Origin of the sequence: Amycolatopsis sp. NBC_00355, assembly GCF_036104975.1 — a bacterium.
In the GTDB taxonomy this organism is placed as follows: domain Bacteria; phylum Actinomycetota; class Actinomycetes; order Mycobacteriales; family Pseudonocardiaceae; genus Amycolatopsis.
In genome coordinates this window covers 8806366-8824295 of record NZ_CP107982.1, presented here as the reverse complement: position 1 = coordinate 8824295, position 17930 = coordinate 8806366, and the positions used below count along the sequence as shown (strand labels likewise).

The 17930-nt window shown below is 70.6% G+C and carries 14 protein-coding genes; 6 read left to right on the top strand and 8 right to left on the bottom strand.

Annotated elements, in window-relative coordinates; translation table 11 throughout:
- Positions 1-11 precede the first annotated feature (11 nt).
- The 3 genes from OHS18_RS40800 (at position 12) to OHS18_RS40790 (ending at position 2454) form a co-directional block, all read left to right on the top strand.
- Complete coding sequence (locus OHS18_RS40800) at positions 12-1580, top strand: sodium:solute symporter (RefSeq protein ID WP_328614387.1); 1569 nt, start codon at positions 12-14, stop codon at positions 1578-1580.
- An 84-nt stretch (positions 1581-1664) separates the two neighbouring features.
- Positions 1665-2165, top strand: a complete 501-nt coding sequence (locus OHS18_RS40795; RefSeq protein ID WP_328443282.1) for a DUF3455 domain-containing protein — start codon at positions 1665-1667, stop codon at positions 2163-2165.
- 61 nt (positions 2166-2226) lie between these two features.
- A complete protein-coding gene (locus OHS18_RS40790) occupies positions 2227-2454 on the top strand; it encodes a hypothetical protein (protein ID WP_328614386.1) in 228 nt (75 codons plus the stop codon).
- 3 nt (positions 2455-2457) lie between these two features.
- Here the strand turns inward: OHS18_RS40790 and smc are convergent, their stop codons facing one another.
- A complete protein-coding gene (smc, locus tag OHS18_RS40785; protein WP_328443284.1) occupies positions 2458-6060 on the bottom strand; it encodes a chromosome segregation protein SMC in 3603 nt (1200 codons plus the stop codon).
- A gap of 169 nt (positions 6061-6229) precedes the next feature.
- Positions 6230-6490, bottom strand: coding sequence for an acylphosphatase (locus OHS18_RS40780; RefSeq protein ID WP_328443285.1), 261 nt, complete (start codon positions 6488-6490; stop codon positions 6230-6232).
- Between the two features lie 221 nt (positions 6491-6711).
- Here OHS18_RS40780 and OHS18_RS40775 point away from each other — a divergent pair, with 221 nt between their 5' ends.
- Positions 6712-7326 carry a hypothetical protein gene (locus OHS18_RS40775; RefSeq protein WP_328443286.1) on the top strand — a complete coding sequence of 205 codons (615 nt, stop codon included), beginning with the start codon at positions 6712-6714 and terminating at the stop codon, positions 7324-7326.
- Between the two features lie 122 nt (positions 7327-7448).
- On the opposite strand, the gene OHS18_RS40770 is transcribed toward OHS18_RS40775, so the two are convergent.
- The 6 genes from OHS18_RS40770 to kdpF are packed head-to-tail and all read right to left on the bottom strand — an operon-like array spanning position 7449 to position 15094.
- Positions 7449-8147: a response regulator gene (locus OHS18_RS40770; protein ID WP_328443287.1), complete on the bottom strand. Its 699-nt coding sequence runs from the start codon at positions 8145-8147 to the stop codon at positions 7449-7451.
- Positions 8144-10726, bottom strand: a complete 2583-nt coding sequence (locus OHS18_RS40765) for a DUF4118 domain-containing protein (RefSeq protein ID WP_442874283.1) — start codon at positions 10724-10726, stop codon at positions 8144-8146. The genes OHS18_RS40770 and OHS18_RS40765 overlap by 4 nt, the downstream gene beginning before the upstream one ends.
- Entirely contained in the window at positions 10674-11285 is a 612-nt protein-coding gene (locus OHS18_RS40760) for a potassium-transporting ATPase subunit C (protein WP_328443289.1), read from the bottom strand. The genes OHS18_RS40765 and OHS18_RS40760 overlap by 53 nt, the downstream gene beginning before the upstream one ends.
- A gap of 4 nt (positions 11286-11289) precedes the next feature.
- Positions 11290-13335 carry a potassium-transporting ATPase subunit KdpB gene (kdpB, locus tag OHS18_RS40755; RefSeq protein ID WP_328614385.1) on the bottom strand — a complete coding sequence of 682 codons (2046 nt, stop codon included), beginning with the start codon at positions 13333-13335 and terminating at the stop codon, positions 11290-11292.
- Entirely contained in the window at positions 13332-14993 is a 1662-nt protein-coding gene (gene kdpA / locus OHS18_RS40750) for a potassium-transporting ATPase subunit KdpA (RefSeq protein WP_328614384.1), read from the bottom strand. The genes kdpB and kdpA overlap by 4 nt, the downstream gene beginning before the upstream one ends.
- A complete protein-coding gene (gene kdpF / locus OHS18_RS40745) occupies positions 14993-15094 on the bottom strand; it encodes a K(+)-transporting ATPase subunit F (RefSeq protein WP_328443292.1) in 102 nt (33 codons plus the stop codon). The genes kdpA and kdpF overlap by 1 nt, the downstream gene beginning before the upstream one ends.
- 403 nt (positions 15095-15497) lie before the next feature.
- On the opposite strand from kdpF, the gene asnB reads away from it, so the two are divergent.
- Together asnB and OHS18_RS40735 are read left to right on the top strand one after the other, a co-directional pair.
- The gene (gene asnB / locus OHS18_RS40740) at positions 15498-17339 is read left to right on the top strand and encodes an asparagine synthase (glutamine-hydrolyzing) (protein WP_328614383.1); all 1842 of its coding nucleotides are present in this window, start codon (positions 15498-15500) and stop codon (positions 17337-17339) included.
- Positions 17340-17381: 42 nt separating this feature from the next.
- Positions 17382-17684, top strand: a complete 303-nt coding sequence (locus OHS18_RS40735; protein WP_328443294.1) for a hypothetical protein — start codon at positions 17382-17384, stop codon at positions 17682-17684.
- Positions 17685-17930 lie beyond the last annotated feature (246 nt).

Sequence of the window (17930 nt, the reverse complement as noted above, 5' to 3'; positions counted from 1 at the left end):
AGGAGAAGTCCATGCGGGGTGTCGATCTGGCCATCATCGTGGTCTATCTGGCGGCGATGCCGCTGATAGGCGTACTGGTCGGGCGGAAGCAACGGTCGGCCGCCGACTACTTCGTCGGCGAGCGCAGCCTGCCGTGGGGCGCGGTGATGCTGTCCGTGGTGGCCACCGAGACGTCGACGCTGACCGTGATCAGCACGCCGGGCCTGGTGTTCGGCAACGCGTTCCTGTTCCTGCAGCTGGCCTTCGGGTACATCATCGGCCGGGTCATCGCCGCGTTCGTGCTGCTGCCGCGGTACTTCCGCGGCAACCTCGTGAGCGCGTACGCCTTCCTGGGCAAGCGGTTCGGTTCGGGGCTGCAGGGCACCGCGTCGGTGACGTTCGTGGTCACGAGGCTGCTCGCCGAGGGCGTCCGGCTGTTCGCCGGCGCGATCCCGATCAAGGTGATCCTGGGGCACTACAACATCCACCTGGACTACTGGGTGATCGTGGTGATCCTGACCGCGCTGACCCTGATCTACGCCTACATCGGCGGGATCAAGGCGGTCGTCTGGGTCGACGTCATCCAGCTGACCCTGTACCTGGGCGGCGCCGCGGTGGCGGCGATCGTGCTGCTGAACAAGCTGCCGGGCGACTGGACGGCCCAGGCGTCGGCGGACGGCAAGTTCATGCTCGTCGACTTCACGAAGAACCTGCTGACCAGCCCGTACGCCTTCGTGACGGCGGTGCTCGGCGGCGCGGCGCTGTCGATGGCCTCGCACGGCGCGGACCAGCTGATCGCGCAGCGGCTGATGGCCACGCGCAGCCTGCGCGACGGCCAGAAGGCGCTGATCGGCAGTGGCATCATCGTGACGATCCAGTTCGCGCTGTTCCTGCTGGTCGGGGCGATGCTGTGGGTGTTCAACGGCCGCAAGTCGGTCGCGCAGCTCGGCCTGCAGAGCCCGGACGACGTGTTCTCGAAGTTCATCATCGACGACCTGCCGGTCGGCGTTTCGGGCCTGCTCATCGCCGGTGTGCTCGCGTCGACCATGGGCGCGCTCGCGTCGGCGCTCAACGCGCTCTCGACGTCGACGGTGGCCGACCTCTACCAGCGCTTCACCAAGAAGGCGCCCGAAGACTCGAAGCTGCTCAAGCACGGTCGCATGTGGACCCTGATCTGGGCCGTCGTGTTCGCCGTGTTCGCGTCGCTGTTCTCCACCACGAAGAACTCGGTGATCGAACTCGGCCTGGCGATCACCGGCTACACCTACGGCGCGCTGCTCGGGGCGTTCCTGCTCGGCCTGCTGATCAAGAAGGCCCGGCAGGTGGACGCGATCGTCGCGTTCGTCGCGACGGTCCTGGTGATGGCGTTCGTGATCCTCGGCCTGAAGTTCAGCGCGAAGACCGGCGGCCTGATCGGCGTCGACTTCAGCAAGGCGGCCGGGGACCGCGTCGCGCTCGCTTATCCCTGGTACACGCTGCTGGGCGTGGTGATCACGCTGGTCGTCGGCGGGTTGCTCTCACTGCGGCACCGCACGCCCGACCCGAAGGCGGCCGAGGCGAACGCCGTGGGCGAAGACAAGCGAGAAGTCACTTCCGCCTGATTCTTCTGAACCGGTTCCGGCGGGCGTCCGTGTTGGTCAACGGGAGCCCGCCGGGAAGCGGCGGGAGGATACGAAGGTGGGAACATGAAAAGGATTTTGGTTGCGCTCGCGGTCGGCTCGCTGGCACTCGGCGGCGCGGCGACGGCTTCGGCCGCCACCGCGACCCCGAAGGTCCCGGTGGCGATCCAGGTCCCGGACGGCAACCGGCCGCTCGCCACGTACTCCGGTGACGGCGTCCAGATCTACGGCTGCACGAACGGCGCCTGGGCGCTGATCCAGCCCGCGGCCGTGCTGTCGAAACACGGTCAGCCGGTGGCCATCCACAGCAAGGGTCCGGTATGGACATCCACTGTGGACGGAAGCACGGTCGGCGCGGCCGCGGTGGCGAACTCGCCGCGTGACGGCGCGATCCCGGAGCTGCTCCTCAAGGCGAACCTCAACAGCGGCACCGGGGTGTTCGGCAAGGTCACCTACATCCAGCGCCTGAACACCCGCGGCGGCGTCGCGCCGGCCGGGGCGTGCACGGACGGCGCACAGACCGCGGTCCACTACACGGCCGACTACGCCTTCTGGGTGGCCCAGTAAGACAACGCGGCCCCCTGTTCCCGCTCCACCGTAAACGCGGTGCGGGGACAGGGGGTTTCGCATGGGGTTCTTCATCGGTATCGGCGTGGTCCTGGCCGTGCTGCTCGTCATCGGCCTGGTCGTGGACCGGCTCGACCGCAAGCGCGGCGGCAAGGGCGGCATGCTCCGGCCCAGCGGGCGCCGGCCGCGGCTGGACGACGCCGGCAGCGTCGGCAACGACCTGAGCACCTACGAGCCGCGTGTCCGCGGCGAAGACCGGCCCGCGCCGCGCGAAGACGACCTGCGCTGAGCGCTAGCCGACCGCGACCGGTTCGTCGTCGGCCGTGCGCAGGCGCTGCGAGATCACCTTCGTGATGCCGTCGCCCTGCATGCTCACGCCGTAGAGCGCGTCGGCGATTTCCATCGTCGGCTTCTGGTGGGTGATGATGATCAGCTGGGACGAGTCGCGCAGCTGCTCCAGCAGCCCGATGAGCCGGCGCATGTTGGTGTCGTCCAGCGCCGCCTCGACCTCGTCCATGACGTAGAAGGGTGAGGGCCGCGCGCGGAAGATCGCGACCAGCATGCCCACCGCGACCAGCGACTTCTCGCCGCCCGAGAGCAGCGACAGCCGCTTGACCTTCTTGCCCGGCGGGCGCGCTTCGACGTCGACGCCGGTGGCGAGCAGGTCGTCCGGCTGGGTGAGGACCATCCGGCCCTCGCCGCCCGGGAACAGCACGCTGAACACCGTCTCGAACTCGCGGGCGACGTCCGCGTACGCGCCGGCGAAGACCTCGAGGATCTTCTCGTCGACCTGCTTGATCACCGCTTCGAGGTCCTTGCGGGTGTCCTTGAGGTCCTCGAGCTGCGTGGAGAGGAACTTGTACCGCTCCTCCAGCGCCGCGAACTCCTCCAGGGCGAGCGGGTTCACCTTGCCCAGCAGGGAAAGGTCCTTCTCGGCGCGCTTGGCGCGACGGGCCTGGGTGTCGCGGTCGAACGGCATCGGCGGCGGTGCGGTGACGTCCTCGCCGCGGTCCTTGGCCGCCTCGTACTCGGCCATCTCGCCCGCGCTCGGCGGCACCGGGACGTCCGGGCCGTACTCCTGGACCAGGTCGGTGAGGCCGATGCCGAAGTCCTCGGCGATCTTGGCTTCCAGGGTCTCCAGCCGCAGCCGCTGCTCGGCGCGCTGGACCTCGTCGCGGTGGACGGCGTCGGTCAGCTTCTCCAGCTCGCCGGTGAGCTCGCGGACCTTGGCGCGGACGCCGGTCAGCGCGGATTCGCGGCTCTGACGCCGGGACTGGACCTGGTCGCGTTCGGTGGCCGCGCGCTGGACCGAGCGCTCGATGCGCTCGAGCGCGATCTCACCGCCGTTGACGACGGCGTCGGCGATCCGCGCGCCGTGCTTGCGGGCCGCGGCCGCGCGCTCGGCTCGTTCCCGGGCCTGCTGCTCGGCGTGCGCGGCGCGGCGGAGGCCTTCGGCCCGGCCCGCGATGCTGCGCGCCCGCTCCTCGGCGGTGCGCTGCGCGAGCCGCGCCTCCATCTCCTCCTGCCGGACGACGGCCAGCTCTTCGACGGCCTGGTCGCGCTCGGCGGTGTCCGGGTCGTCCTCGACGGGCTGCTCGGCGACGGCGGCGAGCCGTTCCTCCAGCTCGGCGAGCTGCGCGAGAGCCTGGATGCGGCTGTGTTCGACCTTCGCGCGCTGCCCGGTGAGGCGTTCGACCTCGGCCTGGGCGGCGCGGGCGGCCTGCTGCAGCCGGTTGAGCCGCTCCGAGGAGCGGGCCTTGCGCACCTTGGCGTCGCCGAGGGCGTCCTTGGCCTGGGAGACCTCTTCACGGCGCGCCTGCTGCTCGGCGCGGGCGCCTTCCAGCTCGGCCGCGTACTGCTCCAGCTGGCGTTCGGCCGTGCGCAACCGCACCCCGGCCTCGTCGACGGCGGCCTGGACCTCGATCACGCTCTCCCGGGCGCCGGAGCCGCCGATCGCCCAGCGGGCGCCGAAGACGTCACCCTCGGCGGTGACCGCGCGGACGTCCGGGTGCGCGGCGACCAGGTGCCGGGCCGACTCGAGGTCGCGGACCAGGGCGAGCTTGTCGAGCGCCTGCTCGACGGCGGGCCGCAGCTGGGCCGGCGCGGAGACGACCTCGCGGGCCCAGCGCGCGCCGTCCGGCAGCGCGGGCCACGCGTAGGTGTCCACAGTGGACTCGGGCGCGCCGAGCACGATGCCGGCGCGGCCGTTGTCCGTGTCCTTCAAGTACTTCAGCGCGCGCAGGGCGTCTTCGCCGCCGTTGACGGCGACCGCGTCGGCCACCGGGCCGAGCGCCGCGGCCAGCGCGACCTCGTGGCCGGGCTCGACGGTCAGCAGCGCGGCGACCGAGCCGAGCAGGCCCGGCAGCTCGTGGGACGCGCCGAGCAGCGCGCCCGCGCCGTCCTTGCGCTTGAGCCCCATGGACAGCGCCTCGACGCGGGCCTTCTCCGACGCGATCTCGCGCTCGGCGGTGCGTTCGGCCTTGACCAGCTCTTCGACGCGCGCCTTGGCGGCGTTGTTGGCCTCGACCGCGCGGTCGTGGTGGGCCATCAGCCCGGAGTCGTCGGACTCCTCGACACCGCCCTCGGCCTTGGCCTCTTCGAGTTCCTCGACGGCGAGTTCGGCGCGCTCGGCGGACTCTTCGATGGAGACGCTGAGCCGGTCGATCTCGTCGGTGGTGGCGCCGTTCTTGCTGCGCAGCGCCTCGACCTGGCCGGTCAGCTTGGCCATGCCCTCGCGGCGGTCGGCGATGGCGCGGACGGCGGCCCAGTGCGCGCGCTCGGCGGCCTGGACGCGCTGTTCGAGGTCTTCGCGCCGCAGCACGGTCTGGGCGAGCAGCTCCCGGGCCTCCATGACGGCCTCGTTGAGCTCTTCCTCCTGCTCGGCGACGCGCTCGGCTTCTTCGAGCAGCTCTTCGGGGTCGCGGCCGCCGGTGTGCGCGGCGACGTCGGCCGAGAGGTGCCGCTGCCGCTCGATGGCCAGGCGGACGGTGCCGCGCAGCCGCTCGGCCAGCGCGGACAGCTTGTACCAGGTCTCCTGGGCGGTCTGCAGCAGCGGCGCGTCCTCGGCGAGCGACGACTCCAGCTCGGTCTCCTCGGCGGAGACGATCTCGAGGGTCTGCTCGACCTCGGCGCGACGCTGGCGCGCGACCTTTTCGTCGGCCTCTTCACGCTCGATCGAACCGCGCTGGGTGACCAGGTCGTCGGCGAGCAGGCGCAGGCGGGAGTCGCGCAGCTCGGACTGCACGAACTGGGCCTTGCGGGCGATCTCGGCCTGCTTGCCCAGCGGCTTGAGCTGGCGGCGCAGCTCGGTGGTGAGGTCGCCGAGGCGGTCGAGGTTGCCCTGCATGTTGGCCAGCTTGCGCAGGGTCTGTTCCTTGCGCTTGCGGTGCTTGAGGACGCCGGCGGCCTCTTCGATGAAGGCGCGGCGCTCTTCGGGCTTGGACTCGAGGATCGCCGAGAGCTGGCCCTGCCCGACGATGACGTGCATCTCGCGGCCGATACCGGAGTCCGACAGCAGCTCCTGGACGTCCATCAGGCGGCAGCGGTCGCCGTTGATCTCGTACTCGCTGGCGCCGTCGCGGAACATCCGGCGGGTGATCGACACCTCGCCGTACTCGATCGGGAGGGCGCCGTCGGCGTTGTCGATGGTCAGCGTGACCTCGGCGCGGCCGAGCGGGGCGCGGCCCGCGGTGCCGGCGAAGATGACGTCCTCCATCTTGCCGCCGCGCAGGTCCTTGGCGCCCTGGGTGCCCATGACCCAGCGCAGCGCGTCCAGCACGTTCGACTTGCCGGAGCCGTTCGGGCCGACCACGCAGGTGATGCCCGGCTCGAAGCGCAGCGTGGTGGCCGAGGCGAAGGACTTGAAGCCCTTGAGCGTCAGGCTTTTCAGGTGCACTGGGTGCTGACCCCTCTGGCTGCCGGTACGGGCGTTTCAATCGTCCCAGGCTACCTGGGGGTGTCCTCGGACCGCCGGACGCGCCCCCTCTCCGGCGCGCCTTAGCACAGCGTGATCGGCATCGGCAACCTCGTGCGCCACACCCGCCCCGGAAGTACCAAGGCTCGAGTTACCGCTCGAAGAACCCGCTGAGCCCCCCTTTCGGGTCGGACCAGCGCTCGACGACGGTCTCCACACTTCCGGGTGATTCGCCGGACCGAAGGGCCGCCAACAGCCGCTCACAGTGGTCGCGATCACCCTCCGCTATGACCTCGACACGACCGTCGGGCATGTTGCGGGCACTGCCGACGAGACCGAGCTCGAGCGCACGGCTGCGCGTCCACCAGCGGAAACCGACACCCTGGACTCGACCGCGGACCCACGCCGTCATCCTGGTGTTCGTTTGTCCCTCACTCACGCGTTCATCCTTTCCGGACAGTTTGACTGCGCACAGTGATCACGCAGGCTCCCTACCTGGGCGAATGCGGCACTGACGGTGATAATCTCCCCGCCGAGGTCGCCCTCCCGGGTTCCCCCGCTCGGGCAAGCAGTGATCGTTTGACGACCTCGAGCCGCAGGTTTCGAAGCTTCCCCGATCTTCTAGGAGCCTCTATGCCCCGCCCCGACGGGTCGGATTCGAGCTCACGCATCACCAGGATCGACACCACCGCGCCGCCGAAGAGCAGCAAACCGAACCGCGCCGGGTACGTCGTGCTCGGGGTCGCGGGCCTGGTGGTCGCGACGGCGTTCGCCGCCGTCGCCGAGCTCGCCGGACCGGTCCCCGCGACCACCGCGGGCGGCACCGGCGCCCCGGGTGGCCAGGGCACCTCGCCCGCGGGCGTCCAGACGATCCCGGGCACCCCGACCCCGGGCGGCCCGTCCACCCTCGGCGGCCCGCCGTCGCCGACGGACACGCCCTCGTCGAGCGCGCCGACCACGGTGGTGTCGGTCAGCCCGGACGGCAAGACGACCACCACGGTCGTCACCCAGGCCCCGCCGCCCCCGTACACGCCCCCGCCGGGCGGTGGTCCGCACAGCTCGGCGCCTCCGGCGACGACGCCGAAGACGACCCCGCCGCCGCCCACCACGACCACGCCGCCGCCGACCACGACGACGTCACCGCGGACGGACCCGCCGACCGACACGACCACGCCGGCCGGTGGCGGCGGCAGCTCGTCGGGCGCGCCGTCGATCAGCACGACCGGGACGTCGCCGACGACCAAGTAAGCGCGAAGTCACCGAAGGCCACCGCCGCGGCGGTGGCCTTCGGGGTTTCCGGCCCCGCACGCACGGCTCGCCTCGCTGCGCCGGCCGGAGGTCACCTTTCCCGAGCCCTCACGACCTCGGCGTCAGGCTTCGAAGCGGTAGCCCATGCCCGGCTCGGTCAGCAGGTGGCGCGGGCGCGAGGGTTCCGGCTCCAGCTTGCGCCGCAGCTGGGCCAGGTAGACCCGCAGGTAGTGGGACTCCGTCTCGTACGACGGCCCCCACACCTCGTGCAGCAGCTGCTTCTGCGCCACCAGCCGGCCGCGGTTGCGGACCAGCAGCTCCAGCACGCCCCACTCGGTCTTGGTCAGGTGGACCTCGACCCCGTCGTGGCGGCGGACCTTCTTGGCCGCCAGGTCGATGCTGAACGACGACGTCTCCACCACCGCGTCCACGTCGTCGGCGCCGGCGACCGCCGAGCGGCGCACCGCGGCGCGCAGGCGCGCGAGCAGCTCGTCCATGCCGAACGGCTTGGTGACGTAGTCGTCCGCGCCCGCGTCGAGGGCCTGGACCTTGTCGGCCGAGTCGCCGCGGGCGGACAGGACGATGATCGGGACCGTCGTCCAGCCGCGCAGGCCGGCGATCACCTCGGTGCCGTCGAGGTCGGGCAGGCCGAGGTCGAGCACGACGACGTCGGGTTTCGTCTCGGCGACGGCCTTGAGCGCGGCGGTGCCGTCGTGCGCGGTGATCACCTTGTAGCCGCGCGCGGTGAGGTTGATCCGCAACGCGCGCACGATCTGCGGCTCGTCGTCCACCACCAGCACGGTGGCAGCGATGTCGCTCATCGGACCCCTTCCCGGTACATGACACTTTCCGCGGGCAGCGAGACGACGATCGTGAGCCCGCCGCCCGGGGTGTCCTCGGCGCGGATCGTGCCGCCCATCGCCTCGGTGAACCCCTTCGCCACCGACAGCCCGAGCCCGACGCCGGGCGTCGCGTCCCGGTCGCCGCCGAGCCGCTGGAACGGCGCGAACGCCGAATCCGCCGTCCCCTTGCGCAGTCCCTTGCCGTGGTCGACGATCCGCAGCTCGACGTGGCCGGAGTGCGCGCTCGCGCGGGCCGACACCCGGCCCCCGCCGTGCCGCAGCGCGTTGTCGAGGACGTTCGCCACCACCCGTTCCAGCAACCCGGGATCCGCGAGCACCGACGGCAGCTGGTCGTCGACCGCGACGACCACCGCGTCCGAGGAGTCCACATTGGACAGAGCGTGCGCGACGACCTCGTCGTAGCCCACCGGACGCAGGTGCGGCACCACCGCGCCGGTGGCCAGCCGCGACGAATCCAGCAGGTTGTCGATCAGGCCGGCCAGCCGGTCGGCGGACAGCTCGATGGCCTCCATCAGTTCCGCGGTGTCCTCATCGGACAGGTGCAGGTCGGGCGCGCGCAGGCTGCCGATGGACGCCTTGATCGACGTCAGCGGCGTCCGCAGGTCGTGCCCGACCGCCGAAAGCAGCGTCGTGCGCAGCTCGGTGGCCTCGGCCTTGCGCTCGGCTTTCGCCGCGGCGTCGGCACTGCGCTGCTGCCGCAGCGAAAGCAGCGCCTGTCCCGCGACGGCTTCCAGCACCCGGCGGTCGGCCGCCGGCAGCGCGCGCCCCCGCAACGTGAGGTGGACGTCGGCGGTGACCGCGATGTCGACGTCGGCCTCGTCCGGGTCGGCGCACGGGTGCTCCCCCGCCGTCGCGACGCCGTGCCACTCGCCTTCGCGCTTTTCCAGCAGCGTCACGGAAGTCAGCGCGAAGTTCTCGCGGACCTTCTCCAGCAGCCGCTCGATCGGGTTCGCGTGGGTCAGCACCGTCCGCGCGTAGGACGCGAGCAGCGCCGCCTCGGTCCGCGCCCGCGCCGCCTGCGTCGCCCGGCGCGCAGCCGCGTCGACGACCAGCGCGACCAGCACCGCGACCACGACCATCGCGATCAGCGTCACGAGGTTCTGCGGCGTGTGCACGTTCAGCGTGTACAGCGGCGGCGTGAAGAAGAAGTTGAGCAGCCCGGCGCCGAGCACGGCCGCGACCAGCGCCGGGCCCAGGCCGCCGACCAGCGCGACGACGACCGTGGCCAGCACGTACGAAATCACGTCCGTGGCGAAGTCGAGCCCGGCGGGCACGAACAGCCCGATGACCGTCACCAGCACCGGCAGCACGACGCTCAGCACCCAGCCCGCGACCAGCCGCGAGAGCCCCAGCGGGCTCGCGCCGAGCCGGGCCCGCAGCCGCCCGCCGGCCTCGGCGTGGGTGACCATGTGGACGTCGATGGGCCCGGACCGGCTGACCACGGTGGCGCCGATGCCCTCGTCGAACAGCCGCGCCACGCGGGACCGCCGCGAGGTGCCGATCACCAGCTGGGTCGCGTTGACGCCGCGGGCGAAGTCGAGCAGCGCGGTCGGGACGTCGTCGCCGACGACGGTGTGGAACGTCGCGCCGACCTCCTCGGCCAAGGTGCGGCAGCGGGCGATCGCGGTCGGGCCGAGCCCGGACAGGCCGTCACCACGCAGGATGTGCAGCACCTGCAGCTCGGCGCCGGCGCGGGTGGCGATCCGGCTGGCGCGGCGGATCAGCGTCTCGCTCTCCGGGCCGCCGGTGATGGAGACGACGACGCGTTCGCGCGTCTCCCACGTGTCGGTGATCTGCTGCTCGGCGCGGTAGCGCTGCAGCGCGACGTCGACCTGGTCGGCCACCCAGAGCAGCGCCAGCTCGCGCAGCGCGGTGAGGTTGCCGGGGCGGAAGTAGTTGCCGAGCGCGGCGTCGATCCGCTCGGCCGGGTAGACGTTGCCGTGCGCGAGGCGCCGCCGCAACGCCTCGGGCGTGATGTCGACCAGCTCCAGCTGCTCCGCGCGGCGGACGACCTCGTCGGGCACGGTCTCCTGCTGGGTGACGCCGGTGATGCGCTCGACGACGTCGTTGAGGCTCTGCAGGTGCTGCACGTTGACCGTGGACAGGACGTCGATGCCGGCATCCAACAGTTCCTCGACGTCCTGCCAGCGCTTGGCGTTGCGCGAGCCCGGCACGTTGGTGTGCGCCAGTTCGTCGACGACGGCGACCTCGGGCGCGCGGGCGAGGATGGCGTCGACGTCCATCTCCTCGAAGGCGCGGCCGCGGTGCACGGCGTGCCGGCGCGGCACGATCTCGAGGTCTTCGAGCAGGACCGCGGTCTTCTCACGGCCGTGCGTCTCCACGAGCCCGGCGACGACGTCGGTGCCGCGGTCGAGCCGGCGGCGCGCCTCGCCGAGCATGGCGAAGGTCTTGCCGACGCCCGGAGCCGCGCCGAGGTAGATCCTCAGCTCCCCCCGGCGCGGCTTCTTCGTACTGGTCACGCTGTCAGTGTGCCCCTCCGGCCGCACCTTGCACGGCCAAGTTGAGCTGGAGCACATCCACCCCGGGGACGCCGATCCCGGCGCCCGACGTGTTCGCCTCGACGAGTTGCTTCACCCGGTCCGCCGGCAACCCCGTCACCCGGGCCACGCGGGCGATCTGGAGGTCGGCGTAGGCGACGCTGATCGCCGGGTCGAGCCCGGAACCGGACGCCGTCACCGCGTCCGGCGGTACCTGATCGGGTGACACGCCTTCCCGCTTCGCGATGGCGTCCTTGCGCTCGCCGATGGTCTTGACGAGGTCCTCGTTGTACGGGCCCTTGTTGGACGCGCCGGACGTCGACGGGTCGCCGGGGCCGAGCGCGTCCTTCGCAAGGGCCGAGGGCCGGTTGTGGAACCACGGGTCCTTCGCCGGGTCGGCGGGCACCGGGTCGACGCCGATCAGCGACGACCCGACGGCCTGGCCGTTCTGCGTGACGATCGAGCCTTCGGCGTTGCCCTCCAGCCCGGGGATGCGGGCGATCGCCCACACGGCCAGGGGGTAGATCACCCCGAGCAGGACGGTCAGCACGATGAGGACGCGCAGGCCGGCCCAGGTCTGCTTGACGAGAGTGTTCACGAGTTCACCCGATTCCAGGGATGAGGCGCACGAGCAGGTCGATCAGCCAGATCCCGAGGAAGGGGCTGACGATGCCGCCGAGGCCGTAGACGAGCAGGTTGCGGCGCAGCAGGGCCGAGGCCGACGACGGCTTGTACCGCACGCCGCGCAGGGCCAGCGGGATCAGCACGACGATGATCAGCGCGTTGAAGATGACCGCGGAAAGGATCGCCGACTTCGGGGTGGCCAAGTGCATGATGTTCAGCGCGCCGAGCTGGGCGAAGATGCCGGTGAACATCGCCGGCAGGATCGCGAAGTACTTCGCGAGGTCGTTCGCCACGCTGAACGTCGTCAGCGCGCCGCGCGTGATCAGCAGCTGCTTGCCGATCTCGACGATCTCGATCAGCTTCGTCGGGTCGCTGTCGAGGTCGACCATGTTGCCGGCCTCCTTCGCGGCCGACGTGCCGGTGTTCATCGCGACGCCGACGTCGGACTGCGCGAGCGCGGGCGCGTCGTTGGTGCCGTCGCCGGTCATCGCGACCAGGCGCCCGCCCTCCTGCTCCTTCTTGATGAGCGCCATCTTGTCTTCGGGCTTGGCCTCGGCGAGGTAGTCGTCGACGCCCGCGTCCGCCGCGATGGCCTTGGCGGTGAGCGGGTTGTCGCCGGTGATCATCACCGTCTTGATGCCCATCGCCCGCAGTTCCTTGAAGCGCTCCTTCATGCCCGGCTTGACGACGTCGGACAGCCGGATCACGCCGCGCACCACGGTGTCCTCGGCGACCACCAGCGGGGTGCCGCCCTGGGCACTGATCTCGTCGACCACCCGCTCGGTCTCGTCGGGGAACTGCCCGCCGTTGTCGCGCACCCACGCGCGCACGGCGCTCGCCGCGCCCTTGCGGATCCGCCGGTCACCGACGTCGAGCCCGCTCATCCGGGTCTGCGCGGTGAAGGGGACGAACTCGCCGTGCACGTCGTCACCCGCGTAGGCCGCGGTCAGCTCGACGACGCTGCGTCCTTCGGGCGTTTCGTCGGCGAGGCTGGCCAGCCTCGCGGCCCGCGCGAGTTCGTCCGGAGTGGAGGATCCCACCGGGATCAGCTCGGTGGCCCGGCGGTTGCCGAAGGTGATGGTGCCGGTCTTGTCGAGCAGCAGCGTCGAGACGTCGCCCGCGGCCTCGACCGCGCGGCCGGACGTCGCGAGGACGTTGCGCTGCACCAGCCGGTCCATCCCGGCGATGCCGATGGCGCTCAGCAGGGCGCCGATCGTCGTCGGGATCAGGCAGACCAGCAACGCCGTCAGCACGATCACCGACTGCTCGGACCCGGAGTAGCCGGCCATCGGCTGCAGCGCCACGACGGCGAGCAGGAAGATGATGGTCAGCGTGGCCAGCAGGATGGTCAGCGCGATCTCGTTCGGCGTCTTCTGCCGGGAAGCTCCTTCCACCAACGCGATCATGCGGTCCACAAAGGACTCACCCGGCTTGGTCGTGATCTTCACGACGACCCGGTCGCTCAGCACGGTCGTGCCGCCGGTGACGGCGCTGCGGTCACCACCCGACTCGCGGATGACCGGCGCGGACTCGCCGGTGATGGCCGACTCGTCGACGGTCGCGATGCCTTCGACGACGTCGCCGTCACCCGGGATCACCTGGCCGGCCTCGACGACCACGAGGTCGCCGACCTTCAGCTCGGCGCCTGGAACTTGCTCCTCCCCGGTCTCGGTGAGCCGCCGCGCGACGGTCTCCTTCTTCGACCGCCGCAGGCTTTCCGCCTGCGCCTTGCCGCGCCCTTCGGCGACGGCTTCGGCGAGGTTCGCGAAGATGACCGTGAACCACAGCCAGATCGCGATCAGGATGGTGAAGACGCTCGGGTCGGTGATCGCGAAGACGGTGGTCAGCGCCGAGCCCACCCACACCACGAACATCACCGGGTTGGCGAGCTGGTGCTTCGGGTTGAGCTTCTTGACGGCCTCGGGCAGCGACGTCCAGAGCTGGCGGGGGCTGAACACGCCCGCGCCGACGCGACCGGTGTGCTCTTCGTGGGTCACCTGAGGTCGTTCTTCGGTGACGGTCATGCGAGTGCCTCCGCGATGGGCCCGAGCGCGAGCGCCGGGATGAACGTGAGGGCCGCGACGAGCACCACCGTGCCGGTGAGCATGGTGGCGAACAGCGGCCCGGTGGTGGGCAGCGTCCCCGCGGTTTCGGGGACCTTCCTCTGCGCGGCCAGGGAACCGGCCAGGCAGAGCACGGCGACGATCGGGATGAACCGGCCGAGCGCCATGGCGACGCCGAACGACGACTGGAACCAGTCGCTCGTCGCGGTCAGGCCGCCGAACGCGCTGCCGTTGTTGTTGCCGGTCGAGGCGTAGCCGTAGAGGATTTCGGACAGCCCGTGCGCGCCGCTGTTGCCGAGCGCGCCCGCCGTGTCCGGCAGCATCAGGGCGATGCCCGCGCCGAGGAGCACCACGGTCGGCATGGCCAGCATCGAGATCGCCGCGCAGGTGACCTCGCGCTTGCCGAGCTTCTTGCCCAGGTACTCCGGCGTCCGCCCGACCATCAGGCCGGCCAGGAACATCGCGATGATCGCCATCACGAGGATGCCGTAGAGCCCGGTGCCGACGCCGCCCGGCGAGATCTCGCCGTAGAGCATGTTCAGCAACGGACCGCCGCCGCCGAGCCCGGAGAGGCTGTCGTGGGCGCCGTTGACCGCGCCCGTGGACGTGCCGGTGGTGGTGTCGGCGAAGATCGACGTGCTCGAGATGCCGAACCGCTGTTCCTTGCCCTCCATGCTCGCTCCCGCGGCCAGCGCGGCCGGGTTGCTCGCCTTGGCCTCGGAGAACCAGATGACGGCCAGCGACGCGGCCCAGAGCAGGCCCATCACGCCGAGCAGGACGTAACCCTGCTTGTTCTTGCCGACGAGCCTGCCGAACGTGCGGGTCAGGCTGACCGGGATCACCAGGATCAGGAACAGCTCGATCAGGTTCGTCCAGGCGTTGGGGTTCTCGAACGGGTGGGCCGAGTTGGCGTTGAGGATGCCGCCGCCGTTGGTGCCGAGCTCCTTGATCGCCTCCTGGCTCGCCGCCGGGGCCAGCGCGATGGTGCTCTGGCTGCCGTCGGGGTTGGTGACGGCGACGCCCGCCTTGAGGCTCTGCACGACGCCGAGGGCGATCAGCACGAGCGCGAACACGAAGGCCATCGGCAGCAGGACGCGGACGGTGCCGCGGGTGAGGTCCACCCAGAAGTTGCCGAGCCGGTCGGTGCGCGAGCGGATGAACCCGCGGGTCAGCGCGATGGCGACGGCCAGGCCGACGCCCGCGGACAGGAAGTTCTGCACGGTGAGCCCGGCCATCTGCACGAAGTGGCCCATCGTCGTCTCGGGGACGTAGGACTGCCAGTTCGTGTTGGTGACGAACGAGATCGCCGTGTTGAACGCGACGGCGGGACTCACCGAACCGCGGCCGAGGCTCCACGGCAGGATCGGCTGGAGCCGTTGCAGCAGGTAGAGCAGGACGACCGAGACGAACGAGAAGCCGAGCACGCCGGCGGCGTAGGTCGGCCACCGCTGCTCGGAGTCCGGGTTGACGCGGAAGAGCCGGTAGAGGCCCTTCTCGAGCTTCAGGTGCTTCTCGGTGGAGAAGACGCGCGCCATGTAGTCGCCGAGAGGTTTGTAAACCACGGCGAGGGCGACGAGGAGGAGACCGAGCTGGATGAGCCCGGCCGCGGTGTCGGACATCAGAATTTCTCCGGCCTGATCAAGGCGACGAACAGGTAGACGAGAAGGCCCAGCGCCAGCAGCCCGCCGACGATGTTGGCCACGGTGCCCGCGCCGCTCACAGCTTCTCCAAGCCACGCAGGGCCAGCGCGATAACCACGAAGATGCCGATCATCAGAACGGCGTAGAGCAAGTCGGCCACTAGGCACCTCTCAGGACAGGTCACCGATTTGGTGACCAGGGACGAGGCCAACTGTGCGGCCGTTCCGTCCCTCCGCGGAGGCTGGCTGACGGCGCGTTAACGCCGTCCTGATGCGCATTTACGCCGTCTTTATGGCGGGTGGCGCCGGTCACGCAAGCGTTTGCCTCCGCCACGGCACCGTCGCGGTTCGTGAGTGACTCACGGCACACTGCGTGACCGAATGAGCGCGGAACGTGCAATTCGGGCAGACAAGATGTTCCTGCCGTGTTACACCTGTGTTACCGATAGTTGTACTAGCTAAGTAAAAGCTTGGAGGGGTCCGTATGTGCGGTATCGCCGGCTGGGTTTCCTACGACGCCGACCTCACGCGCCGGCAGGACGTCGTGGACGCCATGACGGAGACCATGGCCTGCCGTGGCCCGGACGGCGTCGGCACCTGGGTGCGCGAGCACGTCGCGCTCGGCCACCGACGGCTCGCCATCATCGACCTGCCGGGCGGGCGGCAGCCGATGTCGGTGCACACGCCGAACGGCGACGTCGCGATGGTCTACAGCGGCGAGGCCTACAACTTCACCGAACTGAAGGAAGAGCTCACGAAGCTCGGCCACAAGTGGGAGACCGACAGCGACACCGAAGTGGTGCTGCACGGCTACCTGCAGTGGGGCGACGCGGTCGTCGACCACCTCAACGGCATGTACGCCTTCGCGATCTGGGACGAGCGCGACGACCGCCTGATCATGATCCGCGACCGGATGGGCATCAAGCCGTTCTACTACTACCCCACTCGAGACGGGGTGCTGTTCGGGTCGGAGCCGAAGGCGATCCTCGAGAACCCGCTCGCCCGCAAGGTCGTCGACACCGAAGGCCTGCGCGAGCTGATGGCGTTCACCAAGCGCCCCGGCTGGTCGCTGTGGAAGGGCATGGAGGAGGTCCAGCCCGGCACGATCGTCACCGTGACGCGCGAGGGCATCCGCACCCGCACGTACTGGAAGCTCGACGCCAAGCAGCACACGGACGACCAGGAGACCACGGTCGAGCGCGTCCGCGAGCTGATGACCGACATCGTGCACCGCCAGCTCGTCGCGGACGTCCCGCGCTGCGTGCTGCTGTCCGGCGGCCTGGACTCCAGCGCCGTCACCGGCCTCGCCGCGCCCCACCTCGCCGAGCAGGGCGAGCAGCTGCGGACGTTCTCCGTCGACTTCTTCGGCCAGGAAGAGAACTTCAAGCCGGACGAGATGCGCGACACCGCGGACTCGCCCTACATCCGCGACGTCGCGAACCTGGTCGGGTCCGCGCACCAGGACGTCATGCTGAACCCGGCGGAGCTCAGCGACCCGGCGGTGCGGCGCGCGGTGCTGAAGGCCCGCGACATCCCGGCCGGCCTCGGTGACATGGACACGTCGCTGTACCTGCTGTTCAAGGCGATCCGCGGCGAGTCGACGGTGGCCCTGTCCGGCGAGTCGGCCGACGAGGTGTTCGGCGGTTACCGCTGGTTCCACGACGAGAAGGCCGTCAACGCCGACACGTTCCCGTGGCTGGCGTTCCGGAACTCGATGATGGACGAGCGCGCGTCGCTCTACACCGCGGAGCTGCGGCAGAAGCTGAACCTGGAGACCTACGTCGCGGACCAGTACGCGACGGCGGTCGCCGGTGTCGACCACCTCGACGGCGAGTCCGCGAAGGAAGCGCGGATGCGGACGATCTGCAACCTGCACCTGACCCGTTTCGTGCGGATGCTGCTCGACCGCAAGGACCGCGCGTCGATGGCGGTGGGCCTGGAGGTCCGCGTGCCGTTCTGCGACCACCGGCTGGTCGAGTACGTCTACAACACGCCGTGGTCGCTCAAGACGTTCGACGGCCGCGAGAAGAGCCTCCTGCGGCACGCGACCAAGCACGTGCTGCCGGAGTCGGTGGCGCAGCGGGTGAAGAGCCCCTACCCGTCGACGCAGGACCCGGGCTACGCGGCGGCGCTGCAGCAGCAGGTCAAGGAGGTCCTCGCGGAGCCGAACCACGCGGTGTTCGGCCTGGTCGACAAGGCCTGGGCGCACCGGGTGTCCGAAGTGGACTCGGCCACCATGGACCCGGGCGCCCGCATCGGCCTGGACCGGCTGCTCGACCTGTACCACTGGATCGAGATGTACTCCCCGGAGCTGCAGCTCGACTGAGGTCTTGACCTCGAGCGCACTTGAGGTCGCACGCTGGGTGGCATGAAGGTGCTGCTGTTCGGCCGCAACCCGGCCACGGTCTCGAGGGTGACGGCGGCGCTGTCCGCGGCGGGTCTCGCCGCGGACGGCGTCGCTTCGGAGGAAGCGGCGTTGTCCCGCCTGGGCGTGGTGGACGCGCTGGTGCTGGGCGCGGGAGTGGTGGGCCCGCTGCGAGAACGCCTGACGGCCGCGGCGGCGCGGCACGGGGTGGCGTGGGTGCAGGGACCGCACATCCTGCCGGAGCGGGACGCCCTGGAGTACGTCCGCACGGAGATCCTGCCGCGGCTGAAGTCAGGCCGGCGGTAGCTCACCACAAGGACACCGAGCTCAGACCGGCCGCCACCACACCGGAAGTCGCGTCAAGACCGTCGGCGACCCGACCCGCCGGCGTGCGCGAGCCGGCGGGCAACCTTCGCCGTTCTCGAACAACAGCTTCGAGATGAGCTGGGCACCTGCTTTCGCGGCCGCCGGCTCAAGCCCCTTGCACAGCGAGTTCGGAACGAACTGCGCACCTACGCCAGCGGCTGTCTGCCTGCCTGCCTGCCGGTGCAC